The following is a 12,541-nucleotide window of genomic DNA, read 5'->3' as shown; positions in this document are numbered from 1 at the left end:
AGTCCGAGCCTATTTCCTGCGGACGATTCGGATGCGCATTTGTTCCACATCCGCGGCAAAGAGCATGATCGCCGCTCGCCGGATCACGCAACGCCCGCCGTCGTCCGCGCCGCTCGGGTCTTCGCCGCGCTACGGCAGCCGGGAGGGGCGCAACAGCGTGGGGACGCCGGCCTGCCCGGGGTCGAGCGGGACGGGGCTGACCAGCACGGCCGGGCCGCGGCTCAGGAGGCCGGTCGAAAGCGGCTGGCAGCGCACGCCTCCCCGGCCGCGCATGGCGTCGTGCGCGCCCGGGGCAAGCATCCGGTCCATCCACGCGCAGGGGTGGGCTGGCCGTCCGGCCCGGAGCCGGACCACGTTGCCCTTCGATTCAAGCGCGAACTCTTCGCCGAGCAGGGGAGCGAGGTGGGCGCCCCGGAGGACCACATTGCGCCGGGTCAGGAGCGGGTCAAAGGGGCCGGCTCCCAGCTTTTCAGCCATCGCCTCGAGGGCCTCGATCGAGAGGAGGGTGACGGCGGCGTCCATGTGCGCGGCCTTGCCGAAGAACCGGTCGCCGACGATGCCCTTGCCGGCCACCAGTTCCACTTGGTCCGCGTCCGTCGTGGGGACCTGCGCCGCACCATCGCGGGCGCGGCCGAAGTAGGCGTGTGCCGGCGAGACGAGGAGGTGCAGAATCTCGACGTCGTACGTGTAGCTTGCCGTCATGCCCTAAAACTATCCTCCCTCGTGGCGTTGGGCCGCGAAGTCGCCGGAAACGTGCGGACTCGCCGGAACCTTCCGGCGACCTCGCAGGCTTCCCGCGAACCCGGCGGGGCCCGATCAGGGTACGAGCACGATCTTCCCTTTCGCCGCGGTGCTCCCCAGCAGCTCATGGGCGCGACGAACGTCCGAAAGCGGCAGGCGCTCGGCCACCACCGGGTGAATCTCGCCGCGGCGAAGCAACTCGAGCAGCGCGAAGAAGTCTGCCCTGAACCAGTCCTGGTGGTGGATGCGCAGCTTCTGGATCCGGTAGGACAGCACCTTTCGGCGGGGTGACAGCCAGCCCCAGAGTGCGACGCTCCCCGTTGCCGCGTACCAGGCGATCACGCCCGGCCAGTTCTTGCGCCCCTGCGCGATGGTGGCGTAGCGGCCAAACACAACGAGCCGGCCGCCGGGCCGCAGCGCCCGGAAGGAGCGCAGAGACAACGGCCCACCGATCCCGTCGAGGGCAATGTCTACGCCGTCGCCGGTGAGCCCGCGCACTCGGGCCAGGAAATCCTCGTTCTGATAGTCGATCGCCACCGCGCCCAGCCGCTCCACTGCGGCGCGGTCCCGGCCGGAGGCGGTCCCGTAGAGGCGGAGGCGGGCCAGTGCTCCGAGCTCGAGGATGGCGGCGCCCACCCTGCCTGCCGCGCCGTGAACCAGAACGCTCTCCCCGGGCTTCGCCTGGGCCGTCCGGTGCAGCAACTGGTAGGCGGTCATGTAGGGGAAGACGAGGCTTACGACCTCGGCCGGGTCGAGGTCCTCAGGCACATCCACCGCGTATGCCTCCGGCACACAGACGCGCTCGGCGTTGGCGCCCCACACCGTCAGCGCGCCGATGCGGTCCCCGACCCGCACCCGCGAGCAACCGGGCCCGAGCTCATCAACGATGCCGACGAGCTCGTATCCGGGCGTGAACGGCGGCTTCGGTCCGCCGAGGTAGGTGCCGGCGCGGAGCTGGGCATCGGTGAAAGAGACCCCCGAAGCCAGGACCCTGACGCGGACTTCACCCGGGCCGGGCCGTGGATCGTCGACCTCCACCACCTGCAGGACTTCGGGGCCGCCGAAGCGGTCGATCACCACACGCTTCATGGGCTCACTCTACGCTCGGCATACGCTCCGCACACCGGTCACTTTGCCGCCCAGCGCCGAGGCCGCTGGGGTCGATTCCCGACACATTGACACCCCCGAGCAGTCGGACTATCCTACAACCAAATGGTTGTAGATCAGCTCCGAACCCAGCTCAACGACGACGAACTCGACCGCCTTTTCCAGGCGTTCGCCGACGCGACCCGCAGGGACATCGTGCGCCGGGTGACGGTGGGCGAGTACTCGATCTCCGGGCTCGCTGCCCTCTACGCCATGAGTTTTGCGGCCGTCCAGAAGCATGTGGCGGTGCTGGAACGCGCTTCCCTTGTCTCGAAGGAGAAGCGGGGAAGGGAGCAGATCGTGCGGGCCAACCATGACGGCCTGCAGCGGGCCCGCCGCCTGCTGGACGACTACGAGGTCATTTGGCGCCAGCGCGCCGACCGGATTGCGGACCTGCTGGCCGAATCGGCCGCCCCGGAACCTGACGAGACGCAGGCAGGCGCCAGAACAACGAATAAATCGCAAGGCCAAGCTGAAGGAAACTGAAGGATAGGAGAGTTCGTCATGACGGTTGTCAGTTCAGTCAAGAATCTTGAGGCGCTGAGCCTCACCGTGGTCGCCGAGTTTGATGCCGGAGTTGGGCGCGTCTGGCAAATCTGGGAAGACCCGCGCCAGCTCGAGCGCTGGTGGGGGCCGCCCACGTGGCCGGCCACCTTCGAAAAGCACGAGTTCGTCCCGGGCGGCGAGGCCAGCTACTACATGACGGGACCCGAGGGGGAGAAAGCCCGCGGCTGGTGGCGGTTCGTGACCATCAACGCCCCGCACCGGCTGGAGTTCGATGATGGCTTCGCGGACGACAACGGCGACCCCGTGGCCGACATGGGCACGATCCATGGAGTTGTGACACTGGAGCCAATCGGCGACCGCACCCGAATGACCATCATGTCCACGTTCGAGGCGGAGGAGCAGATGGAGAAGATCGTCGCCATGGGCATGGAAGAAGGCATGAGGGAGGCGCTGGGCCAGGTCGACGCGATCATCGCCGAGTCCGTCAACGCTTGACCTGCAACGCAACACGACGACGGCGGGAATCTCCCGCCGTCGTCCGCAAGGCCCTGTTCAGCCCGGCATTAGCGGCGGTAACATGCCGTGTGACATTCACCCACGGTTACGCGGCGAACGGCGACCTCCGCATGTACTACGAGGTCCACGGTCACCCGCGGGCCGGCGAGCCCCCGCTGTTGCTGATTCCCGGCGGAGGCTCGAGCATCGAGACCAACTTCGCCGGCCTCATCCCCGCGCTGCTGGCCGAGAGCCTGCAGGTGATCGCCGTCGAAGAGGAAGGCCACGGCCGGACCGCGGCTACCGCCCGGCCGCTCACCGCCGAAGGATCGGCAGAGGACATCAAAGCCGTGCTCGATGAGCTCAACGTGGACTCCGTGGATGTGCTCGGGTTCAGCGCCGGGGGCCACACCGCGCTCGCGCTGGCCATGGGGCATCCGTCCATGGTGCGGTGCCTGATTGCCGCCTCCACCTTCGCCAGCCGCGACGCTGTGGGCGATGAATTTTGGGAGGGGATGGAAAAGGCAACCCTCGATGACATGCCGGAGGTGTACCAGGACGCGGACCGCCGGCTGAACCCGGAGCCCGGACACCTCGAGCGGATGTTCGAACTGGACCGCCAGCGGATCCTGACCTTCCCCGGCTGGCCGGACGAGGACCTGCGCCGCATCACGGCCCGCACCCTGGTGCTGAGCGCCGACCGCGACGTCGTCAGCGCTGACCATGCCGTGCAGATGTCACGGCTCATTCCCGGGGCACGTCTGATGATCGTGCCGGGCAGCCACGGCGATTATTTGGGCGAGCTGGCCGCGAGCGGGGGCGACCTGCGGGCCATGCGGACCACTCTTCCGTACCTGCTGCGGTTCCTGGAGGAGTAGGGGCCGGTCAGGGCGTTGCCGGCGTGGAGGTCTGCGCCGGACTGGTTTGTGCCGGGCTGGTCTGTGCCGGGCTGGTTTGTGCCGGAGTGGAGCTCCAGTGCTGCCGGTGCAGCCGCTCGAAGCCGTCCAGGAGCAGGTCCAGGGCGAACTCGAACTCGAACTGGTCATCGCACCCCTGGCCCACCACGGAGTCCTGGTGCGCGGAGGCGGTGGCGACCTTCAGAATGTTCGGATACCGCTCGGCCATCTCCCGGAACATGGCCGCCTGCGCTTCCGGCGGAAGGGTCGCCAGCCCTGCGGCGTCCCCGCCGGCGGAGTCGTCGAACAGCTCCTGGGTAAACCCCCACATGCGGCTGCCGAGGGCGTGCATGACGTGATGGGTCAGGTCCACGGAGAAGCCTCCGGCCAGGAACATGCCGATGAACGAGTCCATGTAGCCAAGGACCGCCGGCGTTTTATTGGTGCGCGATTCCAGCACTTGCCGGGCCCACGGATGCCGCAGCAGCGCCCCCCTCGCCGAGAGCACCCTCAGGCGCACGGTGTCCTTCCAGCCGGCATCACGGACGGGAGGATCGATCTCGCTGACAAGGGCGTCCACCATGCAGTCAAGGAGTTCCTCCTTGTTTGCCACGTGCTTGTACAGCGCCATCGGGACGACGCCGAGTTCCTGCGCCAGCCGGCGCATGCTCAGCGCCTCGATCCCCACCTGATCGGCCAGCACGACGGCGGCAGCCAGGACGCGGTCCCGGCTCAACGGGATCCGGCGCGTGCGCTCCGCTTGCTGGGTCATCCGGCCACCCTTCCCTAACGGTTCTCTATTGACAAGTGTACGCCGTACACCTAACGTGGCCGCATCAGGTGTACGCCGTACACCGCGCGATTCATGTACCACCGCCACCAGCCATCCCAGCCAAGGACCACGCCGTGACAACACACGCCAGCAGCGCCCCCGTCCCCCGTGTCCGCCGCCGCCCCCAGTGGCCAGTGGCCGCCGGATTGATCCTTCTCAGCCTCATCCCGGTGATCGCCGGCGCGGCGCGGCTGACGGAACTGACCGGCGGTGCCGCCATCACCGCCCAGAACGCCCGGTTCTTCGCCTCGCCCGTGCCTGTGGTGACGCACATCCTTAGCGTCACCACCTACAGCCTGCTCGGTGCGTTCCAGTTCCTCCCCGCGCTGCGGGGCCGCCGCGGCTGGCACCGGGTCGCCGGCCGCATCCTCGCGCCGGCGGGCTTGCTGGCCGCCCTGTCCGGCCTGTGGATGGCCGTCTTCTATCCGCTGCCGCCCGGGGACGGACCGGCGCTGTTGGTGCTGCGGCTGGTCTTCGGCTCGGCCATGGCGGCGAGCATTGTCCTGGGAGTCGTGGCGGTTGTGCGCCGCGACTTTGTGCGGCACGGCGCGTGGATGACGCGCGGCTACGCGATCGGCGTCGCCGCGGGAACGCAGGCGCTGACAGGGCTGCCGTGGATGCTGCTGGTGGGCCCGCCCGACGAGCCGACCCGGGCGGTGCTCCTGGGGGCAGCCTGGGTGATCAACCTTGCGGTGGCCGAGTACGTCATCCACCGGCGCGCCAGGCGGACCGTGCGCACCAGACGGACCGTGCGCTTGCCCGCCGTCGTCGAAGTCGCCGGAAGCGTGCCGGCTCGCCGTACTCTTCCGGCGAAGCGGACGGTTTCCGGCGACGTGGAGGCCGGGCGGCTAGACTCACGCGCATGACAATTGTGGACGATCAGGGCCGCCCGGAGCCTCCCCTCGCCTCCGACGAAACCGCGACCCTCCTGGGTTTCCTGGACTACCAGCGGGCCACGCTGGCGTGGAAATGCGCAGGGCTGGACGCGGCCGGCTTCGTGGCTACTACCGCTGCCTCATCGATGACGCTGGGCGGGCTCCTAAAGCACATGGCCTATGTGGAGAGCGAATGGTTCTCCCGTTCCCTGCACGCCCGGGACCGGGAGGCCCCGTTTGCCGCCGTGGATTGGAAGGCCGACCCGGACTGGGAGTGGCACTCCGCCGCCGGGGACACCCCGGACCAGTTGCGCACCCTGTGGCAGGACGCCGTGGACCGGTCCCGGGCCAGCGTCACGGAGGCCCTGGCCGGCGGCGGCCTGGACCAATTGGCTCGTCGCCCGTGGCCCGACGGTTCGGCACCGAGCCTGCGCTGGATCCTGTGCCACATGATCGAGGAGTATGCCCGGCACAACGGCCACGCCGACCTCCTCCGCGAGGCCCTAGACGGCGAGACGGGGGAATAGGCGGCGAAACAGGGGAGTAGCCTCGAGRCACCCCTCCAACCACTTGTTGCGCTATCGGTCATGGCTGTTATGGACGCCGAATGACGACCAGGACTGATAGCGCAACCAGGTTAGGCAGCTTGGATTTAGTAGGCCTTGACCCGYTGTTCGACGACGAGGTGGACCAGGGCGAACACACCGTCCCGGTCGATGGCGGCCAGCGCCGCCTCGAGGGCGGCCGGCACGTCCTTATCCTCGGTGACGGTGATGCCGAAACCGCCGAACGCCCGGGCCATCATGCCGAAGTCGGGGTTCTTCAGCTGCGTCCCCGACACCCGGGACGGGTAGTGGCGTTCCTGGTGGGTGCGGATGGTGCCGTACTCCTGGTTATCCATCACGATGATCAGCGGCGTGGCTCCGTACTGGGCGGCCGTGGCGAGCTCCTGGCCGTTCATGAGGAATTCCCCGTCGCCCGCGATGGTGACCACCCGGCGCTCCGGGCTGGCCAGCGAGGCGGCGATGGCCGAGGGCACCGAGTACCCCATGGAACCGTTCCGGGCGCTGATCATCGAGGCGTAGCGCCGGGTGGGGAAGTACCGGTGCGCCCAGTTGGTGTGCTCGCCCGCCCCAAACGTCACCAGGGCGTCCTCCGGCAGCAGCGGCACGAGGTTGGCCATCAGGGTGTCCATCTTCGCGGGCCCGTCGCCGGGGACCGACGGCGGCAGGCTGGCGAAGGAGCGCTGCTCGGCGCGCATCCGGGCCGTCCACGCCTTCCACTCCTCCTTGACGGGCAGGTCGATGTTGACCAGGTCCCGGACGAAGGCGTCCGGCTTGGCCAGGATCTGGCGGGAGACCGGACCGGAGCGGCCGCGCAGCGAGGGATCGATGCTGACGAGGAAGTTGTTCTTGTTCCAGTCCTGCCGGCACACGAAACCGTCCGTGATCACGTCCCCCGGGACCGTCCCGACGAAAACGAGCAGGTCGGTTTCCTCCAGGAGGTCATAGGTGGGGCGGGGCCGGCCGTAGCCGATCGGCCCCACGTAGCTGGGCGAATCAAAGGAGACGGTCCCCTGTGTCCGCCACTCCGCCGCGGCCGGGATGTGGTGCTTTTCGAGCCAGCGGGTTAGTTCCGAGGCGGCTTCCTGGGTCCAGTCATTCCCGCCGGTGACAAAGAGCGGCTTCTTCGACTGTGCCAGCGCCTCAGCCAGCGCACCGGCATCGGTGCTGCTCATCCCGCCCGCGGCCACCGGGATGGCCGGGTGCAGGGCCGGATCAATGGGGACCCGGATGATGTCCTCCGGCAGGCCCACTACCACGGGCCCGGGACGGCCGCTCATGGCCGCGAACATTGCCTCCGCGACAATTTCGGAGGCCCGCTCGGGGTGGTCCAGGACCATCACGCGTTTGGCGCCCGTGTCGAACCACGCCTTGATGTCGAACTCCTGGAACGCCTCGCGGTCCCGGTGCGCGAACGGAATCAGTCCGACGAAGAGCAGCATCGGGGTGGAGTCCTGCCACGCGGTGTGCAGGCCCACGTGGGCGTTCGCTGCCCCGGGGCCGCGGGTGACCATGGCGACGCCGGGACGCTGGTTCATCTTGCCGTCGGCCTCGGCCATGTAGGCGGCACCGCCCTCGTGCCGGCAGACCACGGTCTCGATCTCAGAGCCGTGCAGCCCGTCGAGGACGTCCAGGAAGCTTTCCCCGGGGACAACAAACGTGCGTTCTACCCCGTGCGCCGCGAGCGAATCAACAATCACGTGGCCGGCGGACTTGAGGGTGCTGGCGCCGTTGCGGTTATCCAGGACAGCCCCTGGGGCCGTCTGCACGGGTTTGATGGTGTCGCCTTCAACTGGGTGCGTGTCGGTTGCGGTCATTATGGATGCAGACTCGGTTTTCATCACTACTTGTCTTCTTGGGTTGGGTTGGGTTGGCGGGCATGGCATGTCCACTGAATCCAGCGGAACGGTGGCTAGTCTGTTTCCGGTCCGGTGCAGAAGAAGCAGACGTCCTCGCAGCTGTCGTTCGACGCCGGCGGCTTGTCTTTGTGCGCAGCTGGCGGGTCGAGTTCCTGCAGAGTGCTGGTTCGGCCGGGACTCAGCGGGTTTCGTGGCTTCATGAAGGCTTTCGCGTTGGGTGCCGGGTTGCGGGATTGGTCGGCACTGGGATGTTCGATTAGCGGATTGGAGTCCGGTTGGCCAGCACGGGCGCGGCGCCAGTGAAGCCGTCGCGGGTTTCGGCGATGTCGTGGATTTGTTTCCGGCAGGCGTACCAGCCGCCTACCATCAGCGCGCAGGCCACCAGGGTCACCAGCAATGTGAGCGGGGAATCGATGAAGACCATGACGAGGACGCCGAGCAGGAATACCAGGGAGAGGTAACCGGTGTAGGGGGCGCCGAACATCCGGAAAGTGGGGCGCTCAAGCCAGCCTTTGTCTGCCCACCGTTTGAGCTGGATCTGGCAGAGCACAATGGTGGCCCACGTGACGACGATGCCTACAGCGGCGACGTTCAGGACGATCTCGAAAGCCTGGCCGGGGACCAGGTAGTTCAGCGGGACCCCGAGGAGGGAGACGCCGGCGGTGATGGCGATGCCGCCGTAGGGGACACCGGCCTTGTTCATCCGCTGGGCGAACTTCGGGGCCGATCCGGCCACTGACATGGAACGCAGGATGCGGCCGGTGGAGTAAAGACCGGCGTTCAGCGAGGACAGGGCGGCCGTGAGGACCACGAGGTTCATGATGACGTCCACGCCCTGGATACCGATGGATCCGAAGAACGTCACAAACGGGCTGACGCCTTTTTCATACGAGGTGTAGGGCAGCAGCAGGGCGAGCAGAATGACCGAGCCGACGTAGAAGACGGCGATCCGGAAGACCACGGAGTTGATGGCCTTGGGCATGATTCTTTCGGGGTTTTCGGTTTCGCCGGCGGCGGTACCGATCAGTTCGATCGAGGCGTAGGCGAACAGCACGCCCTGCATAAGGATGATCATGGGCAGCAGCCCGTTGGGGAAGAGGCCGCCATTGTCGGTGATGAGGCTGAATCCGACTTCCTGGCCTTCCACGGGCGTGCCGAACATGACGAAGTAGGTGCCGACCAACAGGAATGCGACCAGGGCCGCGACCTTGATCAGGGCGAACCAGAACTCGAGCTCGCCGAACACCTTGACGGAGACGAGGTTGAGGCAAAGGACCACGACGAGGGCGATCAGCGCCCACGCCCACTGCGGTACGGCCCCCATCCAAGGGATGTATTTGCCGAAGAAGTTCATGTAGAGGGCCGCGGCGGTGATGTCCACGATGGTGGTGGTGGCCCAGTTGATCCAATAGAACCAGCCGGAGATGAACGCGGCTTTCTCTCCGTAGAATTCGCGGGCGTAGGACACGAACGATCCTGACGAGGGCCGGTGCAGCACCAGTTCACCCAGGGCGCGCAGGATCAGGAACGCGAAGAAGCCACAGACGGCGTAGGCGATGACCAGTGACGGGCCTGCCGCGTTGAGCCGGCCGCCGGCACCCAGGAACAGGCCGGTCCCGATGGCCCCGCCGATCGCGATCATCTGGATCTGCCGGGGCTTCAGGCTCTTGTGATAGCCCGAGTCCTCCGCGTGGATCAGGGAATCCGAAGCGTGGGCGTGGCCGCCATCGGCCTGGTACAAGCCAACCTCGTCATTGGGGTTGTTGGGCATGGGTGTTCCTTTCGATCTGTCAGAGATCTAAATGGGGTTCTGGAGGGAGATTGTGGGGACAGCCGGACGTCAGATCAGAAAATCGACCACCCGGTCCGGTCGGACAGGTCAGCGAGAGCCGCCGTGCCTGCCAGGGAATTTCCTTTGGAATCCAGCCGCGGGCTCCAGACGCAGATGGCGCACTGGCCGGGGACAATCGCCAGGATGCCGCCGCCTACACCGCTTTTCCCGGGAAGTCCCACGCGGTAGGCGAACTCGCCGGCTGCGTCATACATGCCGCAGGTCAGCATGATGGAGCCGATGCGCTTAGCCTCGCTCCTGGAGATCACCGCGCCTTGTACTCCACGACCATCCTGCGCGAGGAATAGACCTGCCTTGGCCACCTCCACGCAGGTCATCATGATTGAGCACTGCCGGACGTAGTTCTCCACCACGGCTTGTGCGGGCTGCCGCAGGTTGCCGAATTCCTTCAGGAAGTGGGCGAGGGCCAGGTTGCGGCTGCTGCTGGAGAGTTCACTCTTTGCGGCCGCCTCGTCGATGAACGGACCCTGTCTTCCATTCTGGTGACCCACCTGGCCGGTGAGGAAACGCAGGACCTGGGCGGCGGCGTCGGGAGTTCTTTCCATCAGATGGTCGGTGACCACCAGGGCGCCCGAGTTGATGAACGGGTTCCGCGGGATCCCGTGCTCGACTTCAAGCTGGACCAAAGAGTTGAAGGACGTCCCTGAAGGCTCGCGAAGGACCCTGGACCACAACGAGCCGGAGTCATCGGCGCCGAGCGCCATCGCCAGGGTGAAGACCTTGGAGATGCTCTGGATCGAGAACGGAAGATCGGCGTCGCCGGAACTGAATAGCTCCCCGGACGTTGTGGCAACCGCGATGCCGAAACGGTCGAACGGCGGGGACTGCAGGTGGGGAATGTTTGCGGGGACTGACCCCGCTTCCGTCCGGGGCCGGTGGCCGCGGACAATGTCATCCAGTAATAAGGCAAGCGGCGGCGAATCAAGTGTTGTCATCATTTCTTGCCCACGTGCTCCTTCTGTGTGCCGGACCACTCCTGAACATGCAGCAGCGCGACCAGTGCATGGCGGGGATTGCCGAAGTCCAGGCCGGTGACCCGGCTGACCTTGCCGATCCGGTAGTAGACGGTGTTCTTATGCAGCTGCATCCGCTTCGCGCACTCGGCCACGTCGAGTGACGCGTCGAAGAAGGCACGCAGGGTTACGGCCAGTTCCGCGTCGTCGCGGAGCAGGGCCCAGAGGCTGCGGTGCCGGAAGGCCGCCGTCGTAAAGTTCTCCACTGCGTCGTGGAAGAGGATCTCGGCTTCGAAATCGTCCACCGTGGCAACCGAAACTTCGCCGGAGCGGCGCATGCAGCCCAGCAGCGCTTCGCATATTCCGGTCACGGAATGGATTGATAGCAGATCGGGAACAGCGGGGCCGACGGCGGCAAAGGGGCTGATGCCGAGGTGCTTGTTGGCGTCCTTGACGATTGCCTCGGCCAGACTCCGCAGACCGGCCCCGGCGTTGGCGGACTGCAGCCCGGGAAGGATCACGGCGGTGTCGCCGTGGAACTGTCCCACGATGGCTGAAGGCTTGTAGGCGGCTGCATGGATTGAAGCGAGGTTGGCCAGCTCGCCGTGTTTGAGTGCGGCGTCGTTCTCCTGGGCTTCGGACGCGGAGAGGCCAATCAGGATCAGGGCCGCAGGGCGGTCCGCTGGGATTTTCTCGCTGTGCGCGCTCGCCGCAGCCTCCGCGGGACCCGAAAGGAGGCGCACGATCCGGTCCTCGCGCATGTGCACGGATTGCTGGTTGCGGTACCGGATCAGCTCGGCGGAGGCCCGCGCGGCCGAGCCGGTGAGCACATAGTCGACGTCGTCGCCRAAGCCCCCGCCGGTTTCCTGGAGCCAGATGTAGCCCATGATGCGGTCACCGGCGAACAGGCTGATGGCGACGCGCTCCCGCAGGCCGTCCTGGGGCCGGGCGGGAACCCGGACCGGCAGGCGCGTCCGGTGCAGCTCGCGGTAGGCGCCGAGGTCCTTGAGCAGGAGTTCGTATTTGCGCGGGCCGCGCCGGGCCAGGATCGAGGCCTTGCGCAGCTCGTCAATGGCGTTGGTGACCGTGGAGTAGGCCAGGACCTTGTTGGCGGCGTCCTCGATCACCACGTGGCTGGAGGTCAGGCGGGCCGTGGTCTGGGCGATGGCGAAGAGGTCTTCTTCGAGCAGGGTCAGCACTTCGCGCTGGTAGCTGGGCGGCTGGATCCGGTCCTTGGCGATGGACAGCAAGCGGTCCCAGTCTGCCGCCGGGTCCACCAGCAGCAGGCCGGTTCCGGCGGCGCGGAGCAGCTCTTCGGCTTCCGCCAGTTCGTCGGGGCTGCCCTTGACGGCCAGGACCAGGGGCGGGCTTTTCAAGAGGCGCCGCACTGCGGGCAACGCGGAGCGTCCGCGAACGCCGATCAGCAGGACGAACGCAGTCGCGCCGTCGGCGGTCTCGTCATCGGCGTCGACGATCAGAAAGCGTTCGATCACAGCATCCGTGCGGGAAGGCCGAAGCATCAGGCTGGCGAAACCCAGCGGAAGATCCGCGAGGATGTCGTCCACTGTAGCTGCGGCCATGGGCTTCTTTCTGACATTGGCACCCTTCCCGGACGGCTTTGTCCGGACACCTCAGCCTATCCAGCAGGCATCGCCCAAAGTATGGAAAAGTTCCTAAATTACGCGGCCCGTTTTAGGTCTACGGACCAAGGTGAGGTCTGCAGAGCTGCGGGGGCCTCATCGATTGCTCCGTAGGTGCCGTAATCACTCGTCAAAAGGGCTTTTACGGAGCAACCGACGGGGTTTGAGGACCGGAAGGGGAC

12 protein-coding genes are annotated in these 12,541 nt (G+C 66.7%); 5 read left to right on the top strand and 7 right to left on the bottom strand.

Annotation, left to right across the window (positions count from 1 at the left end; genetic code table 11):
* Window positions 1-129: 129 nt before the first annotated feature.
* On the bottom strand, window positions 130-702 hold the full coding sequence (locus AC1D1W_RS02735; protein ID WP_243181660.1) for an MOSC domain-containing protein: 573 nt from the start codon (window positions 700-702) through the stop codon (window positions 130-132).
* A 114-nt stretch (window positions 703-816) separates the two neighbouring features.
* The gene (locus AC1D1W_RS02730) at window positions 817-1,830 is read right to left on the bottom strand and encodes a medium chain dehydrogenase/reductase family protein (protein WP_476942858.1); all 1,014 of its coding nucleotides are present in this window, start codon (window positions 1,828-1,830) and stop codon (window positions 817-819) included.
* Window positions 1,831-1,953: 123 nt separating this feature from the next.
* Between AC1D1W_RS02730 and AC1D1W_RS02725 the strand changes: the two genes are divergently transcribed.
* From AC1D1W_RS02725 to AC1D1W_RS02715, 3 genes are all read left to right on the top strand, one after another.
* Window positions 1,954-2,373, top strand: coding sequence for an ArsR/SmtB family transcription factor (locus tag AC1D1W_RS02725; RefSeq protein WP_476942857.1), 420 nt, complete (start codon window positions 1,954-1,956; stop codon window positions 2,371-2,373).
* A gap of 18 nt (window positions 2,374-2,391) precedes the next feature.
* Window positions 2,392-2,889, top strand: coding sequence for an SRPBCC family protein (locus AC1D1W_RS02720; protein ID WP_028275161.1), 498 nt, complete (start codon window positions 2,392-2,394; stop codon window positions 2,887-2,889).
* 89 nt (window positions 2,890-2,978) lie between these two features.
* On the top strand, window positions 2,979-3,767 hold the full coding sequence (locus AC1D1W_RS02715) for an alpha/beta fold hydrolase (protein ID WP_243181663.1): 789 nt from the start codon (window positions 2,979-2,981) through the stop codon (window positions 3,765-3,767).
* Window positions 3,768-3,774: 7 nt separating this feature from the next.
* Here the strand turns inward: AC1D1W_RS02715 and AC1D1W_RS02710 are convergent, their stop codons facing one another.
* Window positions 3,775-4,557 carry a TetR/AcrR family transcriptional regulator gene (locus tag AC1D1W_RS02710; RefSeq protein ID WP_476942856.1) on the bottom strand — a complete coding sequence of 261 codons (783 nt, stop codon included), beginning with the start codon at window positions 4,555-4,557 and terminating at the stop codon, window positions 3,775-3,777.
* Between the two features lie 134 nt (window positions 4,558-4,691).
* On the opposite strand from AC1D1W_RS02710, the gene AC1D1W_RS02705 reads away from it, so the two are divergent.
* Entirely contained in the window at window positions 4,692-5,483 is a 792-nt protein-coding gene (locus AC1D1W_RS02705) for a DUF2306 domain-containing protein (protein ID WP_476942855.1), read from the top strand.
* The gene (locus AC1D1W_RS02700) at window positions 5,480-6,019 is read left to right on the top strand and encodes a DinB family protein (protein WP_243181666.1); all 540 of its coding nucleotides are present in this window, start codon (window positions 5,480-5,482) and stop codon (window positions 6,017-6,019) included. The genes AC1D1W_RS02705 and AC1D1W_RS02700 overlap by 4 nt, the downstream gene beginning before the upstream one ends.
* A gap of 125 nt (window positions 6,020-6,144) precedes the next feature.
* On the opposite strand, the gene AC1D1W_RS02695 is transcribed toward AC1D1W_RS02700, so the two are convergent.
* The 4 genes from AC1D1W_RS02695 to AC1D1W_RS02680 all read right to left on the bottom strand — a co-directional run bounded on the left by AC1D1W_RS02695 (window position 6,145) and on the right by AC1D1W_RS02680 (window position 12,299).
* Window positions 6,145-7,872, bottom strand: a complete 1,728-nt coding sequence (locus AC1D1W_RS02695; RefSeq protein ID WP_243181667.1) for a thiamine pyrophosphate-dependent enzyme — start codon at window positions 7,870-7,872, stop codon at window positions 6,145-6,147.
* A 298-nt stretch (window positions 7,873-8,170) separates the two neighbouring features.
* Entirely contained in the window at window positions 8,171-9,685 is a 1,515-nt protein-coding gene (locus AC1D1W_RS02690; RefSeq protein WP_243181668.1) for an amino acid permease, read from the bottom strand.
* A gap of 74 nt (window positions 9,686-9,759) precedes the next feature.
* Window positions 9,760-10,704: a glutaminase gene (locus AC1D1W_RS02685; RefSeq protein ID WP_476942854.1), complete on the bottom strand. Its 945-nt coding sequence runs from the start codon at window positions 10,702-10,704 to the stop codon at window positions 9,760-9,762.
* The gene (locus AC1D1W_RS02680; protein ID WP_243181670.1) at window positions 10,701-12,299 is read right to left on the bottom strand and encodes a PucR family transcriptional regulator; all 1,599 of its coding nucleotides are present in this window, start codon (window positions 12,297-12,299) and stop codon (window positions 10,701-10,703) included. Before AC1D1W_RS02680 ends, AC1D1W_RS02685 begins: the two co-directional genes overlap by 4 nt.
* Between the last annotated feature and the right edge of the window lie 242 nt (window positions 12,300-12,541).

This window comes from Arthrobacter sp. P1_B4 (genome assembly GCF_056406555.1).
The sequence above is the reverse complement of the archived record's forward strand: the minus strand, read 5'-3'. Positions and strand labels throughout refer to the sequence as shown.